The organism is Pyramidobacter sp. CG50-2, from assembly GCF_003612005.1.
GTDB lineage: Bacteria > Synergistota > Synergistia > Synergistales > Dethiosulfovibrionaceae > Pyramidobacter.
The window spans coordinates 24,075-42,473 of record NZ_RAWT01000009.1 but is presented as its reverse complement, the minus strand read 5'-3'; the positions used below and the strand labels follow the sequence as shown (position 1 = coordinate 42,473).

20 protein-coding genes are annotated in these 18,399 nt (G+C 59.9%); all 20 read left to right on the top strand.

Annotated features, from left to right (window positions below; translation table 11 throughout):
* Positions 1-301: 301 nt before the first annotated feature.
* A complete protein-coding gene (locus D7D26_RS12265; protein ID WP_154528395.1) occupies positions 302-532 on the top strand; it encodes a flagellar biosynthesis protein FliR in 231 nt (76 codons plus the stop codon).
* 309 nt (positions 533-841) lie between these two features.
* Positions 842-2,401: an acyl-CoA carboxylase subunit beta gene (locus tag D7D26_RS03305; RefSeq protein WP_120372012.1), complete on the top strand. Its 1,560-nt coding sequence runs from the start codon at positions 842-844 to the stop codon at positions 2,399-2,401.
* Positions 2,402-2,416: 15 nt separating this feature from the next.
* Positions 2,417-2,833 carry an OadG family transporter subunit gene (locus D7D26_RS03300; protein WP_233543445.1) on the top strand — a complete coding sequence of 139 codons (417 nt, stop codon included), beginning with the start codon at positions 2,417-2,419 and terminating at the stop codon, positions 2,831-2,833.
* Positions 2,834-2,911: 78 nt separating this feature from the next.
* Positions 2,912-3,319 (top strand): biotin/lipoyl-containing protein, encoded by a 408-nt coding sequence (locus D7D26_RS03295; protein WP_120372011.1) that lies wholly within the window; start codon positions 2,912-2,914, stop codon positions 3,317-3,319.
* A 140-nt stretch (positions 3,320-3,459) separates the two neighbouring features.
* Complete coding sequence (upp, locus tag D7D26_RS03290; protein ID WP_120372010.1) at positions 3,460-4,557, top strand: uracil phosphoribosyltransferase; 1,098 nt, start codon at positions 3,460-3,462, stop codon at positions 4,555-4,557.
* The gene (locus D7D26_RS03285; protein ID WP_120372009.1) at positions 4,557-5,423 is read left to right on the top strand and encodes a glycosyltransferase family 4 protein; all 867 of its coding nucleotides are present in this window, start codon (positions 4,557-4,559) and stop codon (positions 5,421-5,423) included. Before upp ends, D7D26_RS03285 begins: the two co-directional genes overlap by 1 nt.
* Positions 5,424-5,533: 110 nt before the next feature.
* Positions 5,534-6,826 (top strand): UDP-N-acetylglucosamine 1-carboxyvinyltransferase, encoded by a 1,293-nt coding sequence (gene murA / locus D7D26_RS03280; protein ID WP_120372008.1) that lies wholly within the window; start codon positions 5,534-5,536, stop codon positions 6,824-6,826.
* 32 nt (positions 6,827-6,858) lie between these two features.
* Positions 6,859-7,704, top strand: coding sequence for an Asp23/Gls24 family envelope stress response protein (locus D7D26_RS03275; RefSeq protein ID WP_120372007.1), 846 nt, complete (start codon positions 6,859-6,861; stop codon positions 7,702-7,704).
* Positions 7,697-8,314: a uracil-DNA glycosylase gene (locus D7D26_RS03270; RefSeq protein ID WP_120372006.1), complete on the top strand. Its 618-nt coding sequence runs from the start codon at positions 7,697-7,699 to the stop codon at positions 8,312-8,314. The genes D7D26_RS03275 and D7D26_RS03270 overlap by 8 nt, the downstream gene beginning before the upstream one ends.
* A 3-nt stretch (positions 8,315-8,317) precedes the next feature.
* Positions 8,318-9,019 carry a polyprenyl diphosphate synthase gene (gene uppS, locus D7D26_RS03265; RefSeq protein ID WP_120372005.1) on the top strand — a complete coding sequence of 234 codons (702 nt, stop codon included), beginning with the start codon at positions 8,318-8,320 and terminating at the stop codon, positions 9,017-9,019.
* The gene (locus D7D26_RS03260; RefSeq protein WP_120372004.1) at positions 8,997-9,824 is read left to right on the top strand and encodes a phosphatidate cytidylyltransferase; all 828 of its coding nucleotides are present in this window, start codon (positions 8,997-8,999) and stop codon (positions 9,822-9,824) included. The genes uppS and D7D26_RS03260 overlap by 23 nt, the downstream gene beginning before the upstream one ends.
* Before the next feature lie 10 nt (positions 9,825-9,834).
* Entirely contained in the window at positions 9,835-11,010 is a 1,176-nt protein-coding gene (locus D7D26_RS03255) for a 1-deoxy-D-xylulose-5-phosphate reductoisomerase (RefSeq protein WP_120372003.1), read from the top strand.
* The gene (gene rseP / locus D7D26_RS03250; protein ID WP_120372002.1) at positions 11,011-12,045 is read left to right on the top strand and encodes an RIP metalloprotease RseP; all 1,035 of its coding nucleotides are present in this window, start codon (positions 11,011-11,013) and stop codon (positions 12,043-12,045) included.
* A 14-nt stretch (positions 12,046-12,059) separates the two neighbouring features.
* Positions 12,060-13,103: a (E)-4-hydroxy-3-methylbut-2-enyl-diphosphate synthase gene (gene ispG / locus D7D26_RS03245; protein WP_078016818.1), complete on the top strand. Its 1,044-nt coding sequence runs from the start codon at positions 12,060-12,062 to the stop codon at positions 13,101-13,103.
* A gap of 126 nt (positions 13,104-13,229) precedes the next feature.
* On the top strand, positions 13,230-13,964 hold the full coding sequence (nadE, locus tag D7D26_RS03240; protein WP_078016817.1) for an NAD(+) synthase: 735 nt from the start codon (positions 13,230-13,232) through the stop codon (positions 13,962-13,964).
* A 60-nt stretch (positions 13,965-14,024) separates the two neighbouring features.
* The gene (locus D7D26_RS03235) at positions 14,025-14,780 is read left to right on the top strand and encodes a YebC/PmpR family DNA-binding transcriptional regulator (RefSeq protein WP_078016816.1); all 756 of its coding nucleotides are present in this window, start codon (positions 14,025-14,027) and stop codon (positions 14,778-14,780) included.
* Positions 14,764-15,282 carry a crossover junction endodeoxyribonuclease RuvC gene (ruvC, locus tag D7D26_RS03230; RefSeq protein ID WP_078016815.1) on the top strand — a complete coding sequence of 173 codons (519 nt, stop codon included), beginning with the start codon at positions 14,764-14,766 and terminating at the stop codon, positions 15,280-15,282. The genes D7D26_RS03235 and ruvC overlap by 17 nt, the downstream gene beginning before the upstream one ends.
* A 6-nt stretch (positions 15,283-15,288) precedes the next feature.
* Entirely contained in the window at positions 15,289-15,900 is a 612-nt protein-coding gene (gene ruvA, locus D7D26_RS03225) for a Holliday junction branch migration protein RuvA (protein ID WP_078016814.1), read from the top strand.
* A gap of 11 nt (positions 15,901-15,911) precedes the next feature.
* Positions 15,912-16,955, top strand: a complete 1,044-nt coding sequence (ruvB, locus tag D7D26_RS03220) for a Holliday junction branch migration DNA helicase RuvB (protein WP_120372001.1) — start codon at positions 15,912-15,914, stop codon at positions 16,953-16,955.
* Positions 16,891-18,360 carry a SpoIID/LytB domain-containing protein gene (locus D7D26_RS03215; protein ID WP_120372000.1) on the top strand — a complete coding sequence of 490 codons (1,470 nt, stop codon included), beginning with the start codon at positions 16,891-16,893 and terminating at the stop codon, positions 18,358-18,360. The genes ruvB and D7D26_RS03215 overlap by 65 nt, the downstream gene beginning before the upstream one ends.
* The last annotated feature ends 39 nt before the right edge of the window (positions 18,361-18,399 follow it).

The following is an 18,399-nucleotide window of genomic DNA, read 5'->3' as shown; positions in this document are numbered from 1 at the left end:
TCGTTGTTATTCTTCGCTAAATTTTGTCCAGCGCTGAAACGCTGCTTATACATGGAGCGGAGCGATGTTGTCTTTAAATAGTTCTATGGCTGAAAAACAGTCTCCTTTCGAAACGCGGCATTTCCGATACTGCCTTTCAATTGAAAATCAGGGCTCGCTTTGCGAATCTTCCTCGGGGCACCCTTGCGTCCGGCTTTTTGATTGGTGAAGGAGTATTATTGCCGCAATCATTGAACTCACTGCCATAGGAATATTGGATTGTGATATTATCGTCGTATATTTCGCACCCAGGAGGGACAACGTGGAAAAAAAGATCATCATGGGGCTTCCGGCCCTCAATTTTCAGGCCCTGTTGGGCCTCGTTCTCTTTGCGGCGACGTTCTTCCTTGTAAAGCTGATCCGCGGCGTTCAGACGGGCCGTTACCCCGGGGGCGGCGCGATGTTGATTTATCTTCGCTCGGTCTTGTGGCTCTGTCTTGTCGGCGGTCTGATGATGTTTTTCGGAGCGCTCCTTGGTTTTCGATATGTTTAAAATTCTGTCGGACGTGTTTCTCGCATTTTTTTAAGAATTCAGCAAGAAGAATAAGAGCTTTTTTCGTTATTCTCTGTTATTATTTGTAGGCGGTTTTCGCCTTCCTCCGTAGCCTTCGTGCGCACGGGAAAACAAGGAGCAATTCGTGATTGACTTTGCCCGAATTACTGATAGAGTATGATTATTGTTTTTTTCGGCGAAGGAAAGGGCGAGTCCCATTCTTGTCAAGCGCCTCACGGATTGACGTCTGATGAGCGTTAAAGATAAACGGCGTTAACGGCAGTTCATATTTTTCAAGGAGGTACCAGTATGGCGGTAAAAACCATCGATGAGCTTTGCAATGTGCTTCTCGACAAGCGCGCCAAGGCGGCGGCCGGCGGCGGCGAGAAGGCCGTTGCCAAGCACAAGGCCAAGGGCAGTCTCACGGCTCGTGAAAGGATCGATCTCCTCATGGACGAGGGATCGTTCGTCGAGCTCGACGAATTTGTGGAACATCGCTGCACGAATTTCGGCATGGAGAACAAAAAATATTTAGGCGACGGCGTCGTCACGGGCTACGGCACGGTCGGCGGACGCATCGTTTACGTTTTCAGCCAGGACTTTACGGTTCTCGGCGGTTCTCTGGGACAGATGCACGCCGCCAAGATCTGCAAAGTTATGGACCTCGCCCTTCGCAACGGCTGTCCGATCGTCGGCATCAACGACAGCGGCGGAGCTCGTATTCAGGAAGCCGTTGACGCTTTGGACGGCTACGGCGGAATCTTCTACCGCAATACCATTTCCAGCGGCATCATCCCGCAGATGTCGGTCATCGTCGGTCCGACGGCTGGCGGCGCGGTGTACAGCCCCGCTCTGACGGACTACATCTTCATGGTTGACAAGATCAGCATCATGCATATTACGGGCCCCGCCGTCATCAAGACGGTGACCGGCGAAGAGATTTCCAGCGAGGAACTGGGCGGCGCCAAAACTCATAACAGCCGCTCCGGCAACGCGCATTTCTTTGCCGCTTCGGAGCAGGAATGCTTCCGGCAGGTTCGTGACGTGCTGAGCTACTTGCCCAGCAACAACATGGGCGACGCGCCCCGCGTGGCGACGAGCGACCCCGTCTCCCGCACGGAGATGGCCCTGCGCACCATGGTGCCTACCGACGCCAACAAGGGATACGATGTGCACAACGTGATCAAGGCCGTGGTTGACGACGGCAAGTTCGTCGAGGTTCAGGCGATGTGGGCCAAGAACATCGTGATCGGCTATGCCAGTTTTGACGGCATGCCGGTTGGCATTGTCGCCAATCAGGCCAGCGTGATGGCGGGATGTCTCGATATCGACTGCTCTGATAAGGCGAGCCGTTTTATCCGTCACTGCGACGCCTTCAACCTTCCGATCGTGACGTTCGTCGACGTCCCCGGCTACCTGCCCGGCAAGGCGCAGGAGTGGGGCGGCATCATCCGTCACGGTGCCAAGATGCTGTACGCTTACAGCGAGGCTACGGTGCCCCTGATCACGGTGGTGATGCGCAAAGCTTACGGCGGCGCTTACATCGGCATGTGTTCCAAGGCTCTGGGAGCCGATTCTGTCCTTGCCTGGCCTCAGTCGCAGATCGCCGTCATGGGAGCGGCCGGCGCGGCCAATATCATCTTCCGCAAGGAGATCGAAGCGGCCAAGGATCCTCAGGCTGAGCGCGCCGAGCTCATCAGCGAGTATGAAGACGCCTTTGCGACGCCGTACCAGGCGGCCAGCCGCGGCTATGTCGACAAGGTCATCCTCCCCGAAGAAACCCGGTACGAAGTCATTCAGGCGTTGAAGGCTCATCGCACAAAACGTCAAGCCCTGCCCCGCAAGAAGCACGGCGTCATGCCCAACTAGTGAGGAGGAAGAGCGATGCCCGCTACCGAAGCAGTAAAAACATTAGCAGCGTCCTTTGGAGGAATGGGCGGTGCTACGGCTCTTTCCCTGATTGCCTTCAGCGTCGTTTTCCTCGTTTTGGCGGGACTGACGTTGGTTATCTTTGCCATGCGCGTTGTTTCCAAAGTCGCCGGCAATGGAAAAACCCCAGCGGCTGTTTCCGCCCCTGCGCAAGTTGCTGCAGGCGCTGCTCCCGCTCACGTCGGAGCGGCCTCGGACGACGAACTTGTGGCTGTTATCGCGGCGGCGATCGCGGCGCAGACGGGGACTGCGATGTCCATCAGATCGATCGTTCCGGCCGGCGTGCACCTGATCGGCAGCGACGAAACGCCATGGATCGCCTGCGGACGCATTGAGGCGCTGCAGGGAGCTCTCTCTGACCGCTGGAATTAGCGACTGACGGTTCGGGTCAGTGCGCCTGAAATCCGAAAAAATATCTTAATTGAAAAACAACTGAGGAGGATACTCATAATGTCGATGTATAAGATTACCGTGAATGGCAAGTCCTATGACGTGAACGTCGAGCCTCTTGCTGGCGCCGCTCCTGTCGCGGCGCCTCAGGCGGTTCCCGTTGCGGCGGCGCCCGCTGCTGCTCCTGTTGCAGTTACCGCGCCCAAGGCGGCGCCCGCTCCGGTGGCGGCGCCGGCCGCTGCCGCTCCGGCGGGCAGCACGGAAGTGACGGCGCCTATGCCCGGCAAAGTCCTGCGAGTCCTTGCCAAGGTGGGCGACACCGTGACGGCCAATGACAATCTTCTGATCCTCGAGGCCATGAAGATGGAAAACGAAATTCCCGCCGGCCGCGACGGCAAGGTGCTGGAGGTCCGCGTGAACGAAGGCTCGGCCGTGAACAGCGGCGACGTTCTCGTGGTTATTGGCTGAAAACTGCCGGTCCCGAAGGCGAGGCATCCACTTTTTGTGGATGACCTCGCTTTTTTTATGCAACTGTGGCAAAATAGCTTTGTTCCGTATAAATGACTGGAGGTCGGCGAATCAACTTCTTTTGAGGGGGAAATTTCATCGTGAAAATTCTTATTGGTTCCGATCACGCGGGGTATGAGCTGAAGCAGAAGGTCATCGCTCATTTGACGGGGCGTGAGGGCTTGGATGTGCAGGATTTTGGCACCGACACGGCGGAGGTTTCCTGCGATTATACCGATATCGCTCTGCAGGTGGGGCGCAGCGTGGCTCACGGCGACGCCGACTGCGGCATTCTGGTCTGCGGTACGGGACTGGGCATGGAGATCGCCGCCAACAAGGTCTCGGGAGTTTACGCGGCGGACTGCTGGAATAAAGAGGTTGCGGCCCTGAGTCGCCGTCATAACAACGCCAACGTTCTGACCCTGGGAGCGCGCGTCATCGATGAGCCGACGGCGATGGAAATCGTCGATACCTGGCTGGCGACCGAATTCGACGGCGGGCGCCATGTGCGCCGCACGCAGAAGATCTGCGCCTACGAACGCAGCACGAATCGAGCCTTTATGAACGATGCCGGTCAGGTGGTGGTTTTCGATCATCCGCTCGTGCAGCACAAGCTGAGCATTATCCGCGACAAGAACACCCCGGTGAAGACGTTCCGCGAGACGGTGGCGGAGATCGCTTCGCTGATGGTCTACGAAATCACCCGCGATCTGCCCCTGAAGATGATCGACGTGGAAACTCCGATCACGCGCACCAAGGCCTATGCGCTGGCGGGCAAGAAACTGGCCATCGTGCCGATCCTGCGCGCCGGGCTGGGCATGATGGAGGGCGTGTTGAATCTGATCCCCAACGCGAAGGTCGGGCATATCGGCCTTTACCGCAATCCGGAGACGCTTCAGCCGGTGGAGTACTACTGCAAGCTTCCGGGCGATATCGAGGAACGCGATATTTTTCTGCTCGATCCGATGCTGGCGACCGGAGGTTCCTCGGCGGAAGCCATCAGCCTGATCAAAAAGCGCGGCGGCAAAAAGATCTCTCTGGTCTGTCTGATCGCCGCGCCCGAGGGCGTTTCGGTCGTGCACGAGCAGCATCCCGACGTGAACATCTTTGTCGCGTCTCTTGACAGTCATCTGAACGAGCACGGTTATATCGTTCCCGGCCTTGGCGACGCAGGAGACCGTATTTTCGGAACCCGTTGATGAAGCCGTTCTGGCTTTTTGTGATCTTTCTGTTGTGGGGCGGCGGGATGACTCCCATTGCCATCATGCTGGCGGAGCGTTACGGCATGATGGATTACCCGGATCAGCGCAAGATCCACCATGACCCGGTGCCGCGCGGCGCCGGGCTTGTTTTGTGGAGCGGCCTGCTGATGTGGGCGCTGCTTTTTGCCCGGGTTTCGTTCGAACTGAGGATCATCGTGACCGGCGCGACGATCGTTTTTTTTGCCGGCTATGTGGACGACATGCTTTCTCTGTCCCCGCTCGGACGCCTGGTCGTGCATTTCCTTGCCGCCGCCGTCTCGTTGCTCATGGTGGGACGGCAGGATGCGCTGCATATGGGCGTTCTGTTGTTCTGGGTCGCCGGCGTGACGAACGCTTACAACTTTATCGACGGCATCAACGGCTTGGCTCTTTCCATGGCCTTCCTCAGTCTGAGCTTTATCGGCTGGATGAGCGCTTCGACTATGGTAATGCCGGTCATTGCCATGATCGCAGGGATCTTTTTCTGGAATTTCCCCAGGGCGAGAACTTTCCTGGGGGACGGCGGCGTCTACCTGCTGGGCTACTTTACCGCGGCCGTCACGATGCTTTGGCTGCTGCCGATGAATCTCGGCATTTACAAGTTCTGCGCGCTGCTGCTTTTCATTGGCGGCGTGCCTGTGATCGACACTCTGGCGGCGATCATCCGTCGCGCTGCCGCGGGGAAATCGCCTTTTTATCCCGATCGGAGCCATATTCATCATCGTCTGCTGGATAAAGGGCTGTCGCCGTTCGGGGTCCTGGCGGTCTTGAGCTTCCTGCAGATCATCAGTCTGTCCTGCGCCTATCTGCTTTTGCGTTTATAGGGGAAAAGCCGTCGCCCTGATCGAGGGTGACGGCTTTCTTGTAGTTGTTGTATAATGTAAAAGTATTTGTATCTTGGCTATCATAAAAACGTGCCTTAGGAGTGGGAGTTATGAGTAATGCTCAGTTTTTAAAGATTTCCGGCGGAGCGGCTCTCAAGGGGAAGGTTCGTACCCAGGGATCCAAGAACGCCGCGCTGCCGGTGATGGCGGCGGCTCTTCTGCTCGGCGACGGCGAAAAACTGACATGTACCAATGTGCCGCTTCTGCGCGATACCGAGACGCTGGTCGCTCTTTTGTGCGCGCTGGGGATGGGCGTGCAGTTCGAGGATGGCACGGCCACGGTGACCCGTCGGGGCGACCTGGTCTGCGAAATGCCCGCCTCGCTGGTGCAAAAGATGCGCGCTTCTTCGATCCTTTTGGGACCACTGCTTGCCCAGACGGGAAGGGCGGTCATGCCTTTGCCGGGAGGCTGTGCGATCGGCGCCCGGCCGATCGATCTGCATCTCAAGGGGCTGGCGAAAATGGGCGCTTCGATCGAACTCAGCCACGGGGCCGTCTATGCCAGCGCCAAGAAACTGCGCGGCTGCAGAATATATCTGGATTTCCCTTCGGTGGGCGCGACGGAGAACCTTGTCATGGCGGCGGTGCTGGCGGACGGCGAGACGACGATCGAAAACGCCGCCCGCGAGCCGGAGATCACGAATTTGGTTCAGGCGCTTCAGGCGATGGGGGCCGAGGTCTGTTATAAAAAGGACAACGCCGGCGTGATCCAGGTCAACGGTCGGGCCGGATTGGTTTCCGGCCGCGTCCAGATCATCCCCGACCGCATCGCTTCATGCACGTACCTCTTGGCCGGCGTGATCACGAACGGCGAAGTGACCGTGACCGACGTGACGCCTCAGCATTTCGATTCTCTTCTGGCCAAACTGGAAGAGGCCGACGTGTCTTATGAACGGCAGGAAAGCAGCGTCACCGTTTATCCCTCGCGCGACAGGCTCAAGAAGCTGTCGGTCAAGACCATGCCTTATCCCGGCTTCCCCACCGACGTGCAGCCGCAGCTGATGGCCGCGCTGTGCCTCGCCAAGGGCACGAGCGTGATCAAGGAAAGCATCTTCGAATCCCGTTTTCAGCACGTGGCGGAACTTCGCAAAATGGGCGCGGCGATCGAGATCCAGGGCAACACGGCGGTCATCAACGGCGTACCCGCTCTGTACGGCGCCAGCGTGCAGGGAACCGATCTTCGCGCCGGCGCCGCCTTGGTGCTGGCGGGGCTGGCGGCCGAGGGCGAGACTCGCGTTTACGGCCTTGACCATATCCTGAGAGGGTACGAAAATTTCGATCGCGCCCTGCAGGGACTGGGTGCCAAAGTTTCTATCGCGGAAGACGACGAAGGCTTGCTTTAGAGCGTTTATCCTTCCAGAAGGGGGGAGCGGTCGTGAAGACGAAGACGGTTTCTGACCTCCTTCCGGGGAAATATGAAGTCCTGGCCTTTTACGGGCCGGCGGGAACGGGAAAAAGCATGCGCTCGCAGATGGTCGCGTCGAAACGCAGCGTCGATATCATCATCGACGACGGGCTGCTGATCTCCCGCGGGCGAATTCTGGCCGGGAAAAGCGCCAAAACGGAACCCAACATGGTACGGGCCATTCGGCGCGCCATGTTCCATTTTCCCGAACACCGCGACGAGGTGCGGCGCTGCCTGGCGCGCCATCCTGGATGTCGCATCATGATTCTCGCCACATCGCGGGGCATGAGCGACGAGATCTGCGAGGTACTGGGACTGCCGCTGCCTTCGGAATACGTGCGCATTGATCAGGTCGCCTCCGACGACGAGATCGAAAAGGCGCTTTACGAGCGGAAACAGAACAAGCGTCACGTCATTCCCGTCGCTCAGACGCAGATCCAAAAGAACTATACGGGACGACTGGTGGGCCGTCTGAAAAATCTTTTCTCGAGTCGGGACGAGGCGGAAAAGACCATTGTGCGTCCTCCGTTCAGCTACTACGGGGCGCTCAAGATCGAATCCGCCGTCGTCGAACAGATCGCTGAGCACGTGGCTCGCGGCACCGTACAGGTGGTCTCCGTCAAAGAGCCCAAAGTGAAAGAAGAGAACGACCGGCTGGTCATTTCTCTTTTCCTGACGGTGAGAACCGGCGCGCTCAGCTTCAAGGAACTGACCGGTCAGGCGGCGCTGCGCGTCCGGGTTGCCGTCGAACAGCTGACGGGAATGGAAGTCGCGAGAGTCGACGTGACCATAGCAGAGGTAACCTTCAATGACTGAAATGCTCTATCAAGCGCAACGCTCTCCGCAAGAGCGCACGGCGCTCTACCAGCTGCTGCGGGACGCGGCAAACCGATGCGAACAGTGCGGGCTCTGCCGCTCCAGAAAGAACGTCGTGGTCGGCGAAGGCAGCCTGACCTCGCGCATCATGTTCGTCGGCGAAGGCCCCGGCGAGGTTGAGGACAATTCGGGACGTCCCTTCGTCGGTCCGGCCGGGCAGCTGTTGACCCGCATCCTCGAGGCGGCCAAATTCAGCCGCGACGATGTGTACATCACCAACATCGTCAAGTGCCGGCCGCCCAACAACCGCGTTCCCGAAATCGAAGAGGTCTTAAGCTGCCAGCGCTGGCTGGAGGCTCAGATCGCCCTCCTTCAGCCGCAGATCATCGTCTGTCTGGGGAACACGCCTCTGAAGTGGTTTCTGCACGGCACGGAGGGGATCACTAAAATGCGTGGGCGCTGGTTCACGTGGCGCGGCGCGGCGCTGATGCCGATGTTCCATCCCAGTTATCTGCTGCGGAACCAGAGCCGTGAGCGCGGCGGCCCCAAGGACTTGACGTGGCGCGATATTCAGGAGATACGTCAGCGCTATGAAAGCTTGAGAGGATAAAGCATGGAAAGTTGCGCGAACTTACCGAAACACGTTGCCCTGATCATGGACGGCAACGGCCGCTGGGCTAAAAAGCGCGGCCTGCCCCGCCTGCTGGGGCACCGTGCCGGGATTGCTGCTCTGGAGCGGACGGTGCGTGCGGCCGGCGAGATGGGCATTGGCTGGCTGTCGGTCTACGCTTTTTCAACGGAGAATTGGAATCGTCCTCGGCTCGAAGTGGCGGGGTTGATGGAGCTGCTTCGGCACTACGCGCGTAAGAAAGTTCCCGACCTTGTGAAAAACGGCGTCAGAGTCCGTTTTTGCGGGGCGCGTCGGGGCGTGCCCGACGAGGTGCTCCGAATCATCGACTGGAGCGAAGCGGAGACGGCTCGATGCGGCCGCATGACGCTGATCGTCTGTTTCAACTACGGTGGCCGGCAGGAGATCTTGGACGCCATTGCCGACGCCCAGTCCAAGGGTGAAACGATTGCCGGCGAAGAAGACCTGAGGAAACATCTTTATCTTCCCGACATCCCCGATCCCGATTTGATCATCCGCACCAGCGGGGAACTTCGGATCAGCAATTTCTGGCTGTGGCAGGGATCGTACAGCGAATACTATTTTACGGACACGCTCTGGCCCGATTTCGGCACCGCGGAACTGAAAAAGGCATTGCAGTCCTATGCCGGAAGGGAACGCCGCTATGGACGAGTCGAAGAGTTTTAAGCATACGCTGGTTGTTCGCACTGCTACCGGCACGGCATTGGTCGCGGTGATGTTGGGATTGCTTTATCTCGGCGGCTGGTGGTGGCATGTCTATGCCGCGTTTGTGGCTTTGGGGTCGCTCTGGGAGTTTTATCGCATGTCGCCCAGTCTGCCGAAAGCGGATCGCTTCGTCGGCCTGATGGCTGCGACGGTGGTGCTTTTTTCCTCCGAACACGTGTCGCAGACGGGGTTGATGGCGATTTTCGGCTTGTGCTGCTTCGCCGTCTATTTCATGGAACTGGCGCGGCGCCAGCTGACCGCCGGCAGTCATTCCATCGCCAGCGTCGGTCCCGTGATCACCGGCTTGGTGTACGCGGTCATTCCGTGGTACTGCATGATTCGTTTTCGGGCTCTGCCCGATCCCGTAGGATGGGCGGCGGTGCTTTCCATCTTTCTCTGCACCTGGTCCTGCGACGTCATGGCTTATCTTGTCGGCTCGCGTTGGGGGACGGTGCGCGTTTGTCCTCATATCAGCCCTCACAAGAGCCTTGAAGGTTTTATCGGCGGTTTTGTCGCCAGCACGCTTTGCGGTGCGCTGTGCGCGCTGTTTTTTAAGTTCAGCCCGATGGCGTTCGTCCTCGTCGGCGCGGCCTGCGGCAGCGCCGGCCAGCTGGGAGATCTGGTGGAATCTCTGATCAAGCGCGAGAACGACGTCAAGGACAGCGGACATATTTTTCCCGGTCATGGCGGATTTCTCGATCGCTTTGACAGCGTTCTCGTCAACACGTTGTGCGCGTGGATGATCTGGTGGGCTTTTCTGCTTTGAGAGCTGAAGGATGTTGAAAAATACGAGAAAAAAGGTGGCCGTGATCGGCTGCACCGGCAGCGTGGGCTCTTCGGCGCTTGACGTGTGCCGCTCCTATCCCGAGTTCTTTCAGGTGACGGCGCTGGCAGCGGAGACGGGAAGAGAGGCGCTGCCGTCGCTTTGTCGGGAGTTCGGACCTAAAATTGTCGTCTTGCGGAAGCCGCGCTGTGATTTGCCCAAAGAAGTGGCACTCTGGCAGGGAGACGAGGCGCTGCTTCGTTTGGTCGAGTCCGACGAAGTGGAACATATTGTCTTCGCCTCGTCCGGTGTTGCCGCGGTGAAGGCGCTGGCGCGCGCGATGGAACTGGGCAAGGAAATCAGCCTGGCCAACAAGGAATCGGCGCTGATCATGGGCAAGCGTCTGACCTCCGCCGTGCGCGCCGGCCAGATCCGTCCGCTCGACAGCGAACATAACGCGCTCTGGCAGTGTCTTGCCGGCGAGCATTACGATCACGTGGAACGGCTGGTTCTGACGGCTTCGGGCGGCCCCTTCCTGCGCACGCCGCTGGAGCATCTCGACGCGGTCACGCCCGAGCAGGCGGCGTCGCATCCCGTCTGGCCCATGGGGCGCAAGATCAGCGTCGACAGCGCCACGATGATCAATAAAGGCATCGAGCTCCTCGAGGCGCACGATCTTTTCGGGATTTCAAGCGAGAAAATCCTGCCCGTGATCCATCCCGGCTCGAAGGTCCACGCGCTGGTTTCTTTTATCGACGGCGCGACGAAAATGCTCCTGAGCCCTCCCGATATGCGGCTTGCGGCGCTGACGGCCCTCTCGTGGCCGATGCGCTTGCCATTGCGGATGAAGAAGATCGAACCGGTCGAACTGGACGGCCTGGATCTTCATTTCGAAAGGCCGCAGGAGGCGCGTTTCCCCGGACTTTATACGGCGATTGAGGCGAGCCGCAGGGGCGAGCCCTATCCCGTCATTCTGATCGCCGCCGACGAAGCGGCCGTGCAGATGTTTCTCGAAAGAAAGATCGGCTTCGCCGACATTGCAAAAGTTGTGGCCGCCCTTGTGGACGGCTATAACGGCGGTCCCGCGGAAGACGTTTCTTCGCGCATCGCGCTTTACGAACGCTGCCGGGTTCACGCTCTCGAATTGGTAAACGAAAGGGCCTGGAGCAGGAAGAAGGTTTGGGTTTAAATGATTCTGAGCGTTATATCGTTTCTTTTTATCATCCTGATCTGCGTGATCGTGCACGAATTCGGCCATTATCTGACCGCGCTCTGGTGCGGCGTCAAGGTGCACGAATTTTCTTTCGGCATGGGGCCTGTGCTGTGGCAGCGTCAGGGGCGCAAAAATAAGTGGTCGGTGCGCGCTTTCCCCGTGGGCGGTTTTGTCCGTCTGGCCGGCATAGGCGAGGAGAACGAGGGCGAATCGCTCCTTCCTGGGGAGAGCTTTCAGGAAAAGCCTGCCTGGAAGCGCTTGATCGTCTTGGCGGCCGGCGCCTTCAACAATATCCTGCTGGTCGTGGTGCTGGCGACGGTGCTGCTGATGTCGCGCGGCGTGATGGACCTTTCCGTCAGCGAAGTCGGCGCGCTGATGTCCGGCTTTCCGGCGGCGGAGGCGGGGCTGCGGCGCGGCGACGTGATCGAGCGGGTCGGTGGTGTCGACGTTCGTGACTGGGAAGAGATGACCCGTGCGATCCGCTCTCAGGCCGCCGATCAGGAGAAACTCGAGCTGACGGTCCGGCGCGGTTCCCAGCAGCTGACGTTGACGATGGGAACCAAAGCTGAAAAAGCGGGCGAGCCGCCGCTGATCGGCATTCAGCCCGCAATCAGGAAGCTGCCGCTGAGCCGGGCTCTGCGCGGCTCGATCGCGTGGACCTTCCACATGTCGCTGGTGATGCTCCAAGGGCTGAAAGAAATGCTCGTTCACCCGGCGAAAGTCGACGTCTCCGGGCCCGTGGGCATCGCCGCCATGGCCGGGCAGGCGGCCAGCGCCGGATTTTTCTCGCTGCTGTCGTTCCTCGCCGTGATCAGCCTCAATCTGGGGATCATCAACTTGCTGCCTTTTCCCGCTCTCGACGGGGGACACATCCTCTTTGTGCTGGCCGAGATGATCACGGGCAGAAACATGTCCCTCGAACTGGAAGGGAAGATCCATTTCATCGGCTTTATGATCCTGTTCGCTCTGATCGTCGTCGTGACCTGGCAGGATATTTTGAAGCTCTTTTAGCGCGGAGGCCGATCATGAAAAGAACCGTGCGGATTGGTTCCCTGACTCTGGGCGCGGGCGCGCCGGTGCGGGTCGAGTCGATGCTGAAAACGCGCCTCGACGACACGGCCGCGTGTCTGAAACAGCTGACCGAACTTCGGGCCGAAGGCTGCGAACTGGTGCGCGTCGCGTTTCCCAAGCCGGAGCTGAAAGACCGGCTGCGCGCCCTGAACGATTCCTCGCCGCTGCCGCTGATGGCGGACATCCACTTCGATCCGGCGCTTGCCGTCGCGGCCATGGAGGCCGGCTGCCCTTCCATCCGCATCAATCCCGGCAACATGGGCAGCCCCGGGCGCCTGGCGGCCGTCGTCGACCTGGCGCGGGAGCGCCGGGTCGTCATCCGGATCGGCGCCAACAGCGGTTCGGTCAATGACGCGCAGCTTCGGCGCGCCGGCGGCGACCGCGGCGCCGCTCTGGCGCTGGCAGTCGGAGAGCAGATGGAAATGCTGCTGTCGCTGAAATTTTACGACATTGTCGTTTCCGCCAAATCGACCGATCTGGAAGAGTCCCTGCGCGCCAATGTCCTTCTCCAGCGCCGCTACGGCGACTTCCCGTTCCACGTGGGGATCACCGAATCGGGCAGCGGATTGGACGGCGTCGTCAAAAGCGCCTGCGGCCTGTCGCGGCTTTTGGCGCTGGGCATCGGCGACACGATGCGCGTCAGTTTGTCCCAGCCGCCCGCGGACGAAGTGCGGACGGCCTACAGCATCCTGCGGGCGCTGAATCTGCGCCAGCGCGGCGGGCGGCTGATCTCGTGCCCGACCTGCGGACGGCGCCAGCTGGAAGTGACCGCCGTCGTTCCTCAGCTCGCCCCGATATTGGAAGAACTGCCCGACGGCTACACGCTGGCCGTGATGGGCTGCGAGGTGAACGGTCCGCGCGAAGCCCGCTGCGCCCAGCTCGGCGTCGCCGGTTCGCCTTCGGGCCCGGTCATCTTCAAAGACGGAAAGATCGTCGAGCGCGTCGAAAGCGGCTGCGTGATCGAGGCGCTGCGGCGCCATCTGCCGAAAAAATCTTGAAAAAAAGCCGCCACGGAAGAATGATATGTCCCCTTCATTTTTCCGTGGCGGCTTTTTTCTGCCCTAAATACAGCGAGTGTGGTAAAATAAAACGTCATGTCGCATGAGGGAAGAGGAGGGGCTTCTGTGAGAGACGCCAGAAAATTGATCGACGCCATCGAAAAATGGATGAGCCAGATTATTTCCGCTTCCGGAGCCGGCGGCGCCGTGGTCGGACTGAGCGGCGGCATCGACTCGGCCGTGGCGGCGGCGCTGCTCAAAGAAGCGCTCGGGACGGAACGCGTGATAACGGTGTATATGCCGTGCCACAGCATTCCGCTTGACGGAGAGCACGCGCGCCTGACCGCCGACGCGCTGGGAGTGAAAATGCTGACGGTCGATCTGTCGGAGACTTTTGACGTCTACCGGCGCACGATCGGCCGGATCATGGAACCTTCCGCGCTGGCAGCGGCCAACATCAAGCCCCGCCTGCGCATGATCACGGCGTATTCCATCGCGCAGACGCTCGGGTACCTGGTGTGCGGTACGGGCAACAAGGACGAGCTGACCGTGGGCTACTTTACCAAATACGGAGACGGCGGCAGCGACTTTATGCCTCTGGCCGATCTGACCAAGGCCGAGGTGCGCGCGATCGCGCGCGAAATGGGCGTGCCCTCTCCGGTCATCGAAAAGCCGCCGTCGGCCGGACTCTGGGAAGGGCAGACCGACGAGCAGGAAATGGGGCTGTCCTACGACGTACTTGACGCGTATGTTTCCGGACGCCCGGTCGATGAGAAGAGCCGCAGGGAAATCGAGCGGCGCAGACGTATTTCGGAGCATAAAAGGAAAATGCCGCCAATCTGCGTCATCGACGCAGTTTGAGCGATTTCAAGCATGTTTTGCAGAGTGCGATTCCTTAAACTTTTTATGAGGTGATTTTGTATGTCAGGGCATTCGAAGTGGGCAAATATCAAGCATCGTAAGGCTGCGCAGGATTCCAAAAAAGGAAACGAGCGCCAGAAGCTGATCAAGATGATCATCATCGCGGCCAAGGAGGGCGGCGGCGATCCCGGCATGAACGTGCGCCTCAAGGCGGCGCTCGACCGCGCGCGGGCGGCCAGCGTCCCCAACGACACGATCACCAGGGCCATCAAACGCGGCACCGGCGAGCTCGAGGGCGTTTCCTACGAGGAACTGACGTACGAGGGCTACGGCATCGACGGCGTGGCCATCATCTGCGAGTCGTTGACGGACAACCGCAACCGTACCACGCCCGAGATCCGCGCCATTCTCGAACGCAACGGCGGTTCCATGGGGACGGCCGGCAGCGTGGCCTGGAACTTCGAGCGCAAGGGCAGCATCGCCATCGAGGGGGCGGTCGACGAGGATCAGCTGATGGAAGATGCCATCGACGCCGGCGCGGATGACGTGGCCGTCAATGAGGAGGGCGCCACGGTGACGACCGATCCTTCAGCTATGATGGAGGTTCGCGAAGCGCTTGAAAAGAAGGGCTATAAGGTCACCGACGCCGAAAATGTCTTCGTCCCCAAGACGACCGTGACGATCGGCGACGTGGAAAAAGCCCGCAAGATGCTCAAGCTCTTCGATCTGCTCGACAGCCACGACGACGTTCAGAACGTCTACGCGAACTTTGAATTTACCGACGAGGTGAACGAGGCCATTGCCAACGACGACTAAGGGGCTTGTCTGTCTGGGGATCGACCCGGGCATCGGCCGCCTCGGATACGGCTTTGTGTGCCAATCGGGAAGCTCCTATCGGGCGCTGGCCTACGGGTGTCTTGAGACGCCTCCCCATCAGGATACGTCAGTGAGAATTAAAGCGTTGTATGACGGTGTGAGGGAGCAGATTGAAAACTGCTCCCCTCATTTTATGTCCGTTGAGAGACTCTATTTCGGACAGAACCGCACGACTGCCGAAGCGGTGTGGCAGGTTCGGGGGGCCATACTGTTGCTGGGAGCGCAATATCATCTGCCGGTTGTCGAACCCAAACCGTCGGAAGTGAAGCTGACGGTCTGCGGCGATGGCACGGCGGAAAAACGTCAGGTACAGCTCATGATCCAGCAGCTTCTGAACCTGCCGGAAATCCCCCGCCCCGACGACACGGCCGATGCGCTCGGTATCGCTCTGGCCGGCCTGGCGATCGTCCGCAGTCCGCAGTATGCCTATGGAAGGAGATAGCCGGCCATGCTTGCCAGCATCAGAGGAAAGGTCGTAGAAAGGTCCGAATTTGCAGCCGTCGTCGAGTGCAACGGCTTTGGCGTGGAGGTCCTTTTGACGCGCCAGGCGGCGGAACGATGCGAACTCGGAGCGCAGGTATTTCTTTACACCCTGCTGCAGATCGGCGACGCCGGCGTGGCTCTTTACGGTTTTGCCGACGATACCGAACGCCGGACGTTCAAACTGATGATTCTGACCAAGGGCGTGGGCGGCAAGGCGGCCATTTCCATCCTTCAGTATCTTTCCCCTGCGGAGATCGTCGCGGCCGTGGAGCAGAACGACATCAGGCTGCTTACTTCGGTGCCGGGAATCGGCAAAAAAACGGCCGAACGCATTTGTTTCGAACTTTCCGACCGCATTCATAAAAAAGGCTTTATCCAGCTGACGGGCGAACTGCACGGTGCGCCTGCCGGCGATCGGCAGGCGGCCGCCGGCGTGCTCGACGCTCTTGAATCCCTGGGATTCGACCGCGCCTCGGCCGTGCGCGCCTACAAGTCGGTTGTGGCTGAACAGGGAGAGTCTCTTGGCGAAAGCGAGGCCATTATGAGCTGCCTTCGCATCCTTCAGCCCCGCAAGTGAGGTGATGCGTTTTGGACAAAGAAAACATTCATCGCGGTTTCGATCTGCCCCCGCTCGAAGAGCTCAAAGAGCGGGAAGACGAGAGGGGCCTTCGCCCCCTCCAGTTATCCGATTTCAACGGCCAGACGGAGATAAAATCCAAGCTGGAAGTCTATATCCAGGCCGCGAAGAAGCGCGAAGAAGCGCTGGACCACGTCCTCTTTTACGGGCCTCCCGGCTTGGGAAAGACGACCCTGGCCGGCATCATCGCCCATGAAATGGACAGCGAGCTGCGAGTGACGACGGGGCCGGCGCTGGAGAAGCCCGGCGATCTCGCGGCGATCCTCTCGAACCTTCAGGATCACGACGTGCTGTTCATCGACGAGATCCACCGCATGTCCACGACGATCGAAGAAGTGCTGTACTCCGCCATGGAGGACTTCACGCTGCACATCATCGTCGGCAAGGGGCCTCTGGCGCGCAGCATCTGCCTGAACCTGCCGCACTTCACGCTGGTGGGGGCCACGACCCGCCTGGGGCTGCTCAGCGCGCCGCTGCGCGCGCGGTTTGGCATCGTCGAGCAGCTGCGGCTCTATACGGCGGAGGAACTGTGCGTCATTCTCGACCGCGGCGCGGGCGTGATGAACATGAAAGTGGAGCCCGACGCCTGCCGCGCGATCGCCAGCCGTTCGCGCGGGACGCCGCGGATCGCCCTGAGGCTGCTGCGCCGCGTCCGCGACTTCGCCGAGGTGGCCGGCGTGCCGACCGTCGAAGCCGCTCTGGCGGCGCGGGCGATGGATACGCTCGGCCTTGACGGACTGGGGCTGGACGACGGCGACCGCAAAATACTCGACGCCATCGTCAGCCTTTTCGACGGCGGTCCCGTGGGGCTTTCGACCCTTGCCGCCGCGCTGAACGAAGAACCTCAGACGATCGAAGACATCTACGAGCCCTATCTGATTCAAAAGGGCATGATCGAACGCACCCCTCGAGGGAGGAAAGCAACGGAAAATGCGTACCGTTATCTTGGCAAGACGCCGCCTCAGGCGGCGCCGGATCAACTGGAACTGCTGTAAAAAGATCGCTCTCGCCGTGTTTTTTTTCTCGCTGTGCCTTTCGGCTGAGGCTCAGGCGCGCTGGATTCGCGTGGGGCTCATGACCGCGCCTTCCGCGCCGATTTCCGGACGCAGCTTGAGCGGCAGGGATGGCGGCGGCCGCCGCTTTTCGTTGCCGGCGAGTTTCAGCGCTCACGCGCGCGGATCGAACGTCGTCATTCAGGGAAAAAGTTATGCTTCGCCTGTGATCGTGAGCTCGCCGCATCAGATCCGCTGCGGCAAAGTCAGCTATGAAGGCGAGCTGGTGCTGCGGGCCCGCGGCGGGCAGGTCACGGTGATCAACCGTCTTGACGTTGAAAAATACCTTCGCGGCGTCCTCGGCTACGAGATCAATCCGCAATGGGCCATGGAAGTCCTCAAGGCGCAGGCGGTGATCTCCAGGACCTACGCGCTGGCGCAGATGGGGCGTCACGAAGCCAGCGGTTACGACGTCTGCACGACCGATCATTGTCAGGTCTATCGAGGCACGAACGTGCTCCACGCTTCGACGGACCGCGCGATCGCGCAGACCCGCGGCCAAGTTTTGACGTACAGGGGCGATTTGGCGCACACCTTTTTCTGTTCCGACAGCGGCGGCGCCACCGCTGATGTCGGCGACGTGTGGGGCAAACGCGTCCCCTATCTGGTCGTTCGCAAAGAACCCTTTCCCTCCGGATCTCCCAAGGCTCGCTGGGAGGCCTCTCTGTCGGCGGGCGAGATCCAGAACGCTCTCGCCAAAAAAGGCAAAAGCGTGGGAACGGTGTCGCAGATCGCCATCGAGCGGCGGGACGCTGCCGGGCGCGCGGCGGCGCTGAGATTTACGGGTTCTGCGGGAAGCTCCGTGCTCAGCAGCGCGGCTTTTCGCACCCTGATCGGCGCGAAAAAAGTGCGCAGCACGTTCTTTGAGTTTTCTCCCGAAGGCCCGCGTGCGACCGACGTGCCCGATCCCGTTCAGCGCCGCGAAGCGCCCCGGACCGCGAGAAAAATCGCCTTTGACCCGACGCCTCTGACGACGGCTGAAGACGCGCAGCTCAAGGCGCTGATCGAGCAAAAGAAATTCAACGTCGACGAACGCCTGGACATGATCCTCTATCCCGAGCGGCGCCGGAATTACCTGTATAAAGCTTTAGGCGTCGAGGCGCCGGCAATGGAGCGGAAACGAGAACCGCTCGAACAGCCGGCGGAGACGGCGAAGCGCATTCCGAATCCGGCCCGGACGGCAGTTTCCGCCAGCCTCGCCGGCGGCAGCGTCACATTGTATGGGCGCGGCTGGGGGCACGGCGTCGGCCTCTCGCAGTGGGGAGCCAAGGCCATGGCGGATCGAGGCTGGTCGGCGGAAAAAATACTTGAGTTTTATTATCCCGGCACGGCAATCCAAAAGAGATGAAGAGATAACGTACGGCAAACCTTTACAGGAGTGACTTTT

Bases quoted from the DNA above. Each gene is read 5' to 3' on its own strand.
- D7D26_RS03305 (WP_120372012.1), top strand. From the start codon at position 842: ATGGCGGTAAAAACCATCGATGAGCTTTGCAATGTGCTTCTCGACAAG.
- D7D26_RS03300 (WP_233543445.1), top strand. From the start codon at position 2,417: ATGCCCGCTACCGAAGCAGTAAAAACATTAGCAGCGTCCTTTGGAGGA.
- D7D26_RS03295 (WP_120372011.1), top strand. From the start codon at position 2,912: ATGTCGATGTATAAGATTACCGTGAATGGCAAGTCCTATGACGTGAAC.
- D7D26_RS03285 (WP_120372009.1), top strand. From the start codon at position 4,557: ATGAAGCCGTTCTGGCTTTTTGTGATCTTTCTGTTGTGGGGCGGCGGG.
- murA (WP_120372008.1), top strand. From the start codon at position 5,534: ATGAGTAATGCTCAGTTTTTAAAGATTTCCGGCGGAGCGGCTCTCAAG.
- D7D26_RS03270 (WP_120372006.1), top strand. From the start codon at position 7,697: ATGACTGAAATGCTCTATCAAGCGCAACGCTCTCCGCAAGAGCGCACG.
- uppS (WP_120372005.1), top strand. From the start codon at position 8,318: ATGGAAAGTTGCGCGAACTTACCGAAACACGTTGCCCTGATCATGGAC.
- D7D26_RS03260 (WP_120372004.1), top strand. From the start codon at position 8,997: ATGGACGAGTCGAAGAGTTTTAAGCATACGCTGGTTGTTCGCACTGCT.
- D7D26_RS03255 (WP_120372003.1), top strand. From the start codon at position 9,835: ATGTTGAAAAATACGAGAAAAAAGGTGGCCGTGATCGGCTGCACCGGC.
- rseP (WP_120372002.1), top strand. From the start codon at position 11,011: ATGATTCTGAGCGTTATATCGTTTCTTTTTATCATCCTGATCTGCGTG.
- ispG (WP_078016818.1), top strand. From the start codon at position 12,060: ATGAAAAGAACCGTGCGGATTGGTTCCCTGACTCTGGGCGCGGGCGCG.
- D7D26_RS03235 (WP_078016816.1), top strand. From the start codon at position 14,025: ATGTCAGGGCATTCGAAGTGGGCAAATATCAAGCATCGTAAGGCTGCG.
- ruvA (WP_078016814.1), top strand. From the start codon at position 15,289: ATGCTTGCCAGCATCAGAGGAAAGGTCGTAGAAAGGTCCGAATTTGCA.
- D7D26_RS03215 (WP_120372000.1), top strand. From the start codon at position 16,891: ATGCGTACCGTTATCTTGGCAAGACGCCGCCTCAGGCGGCGCCGGATC.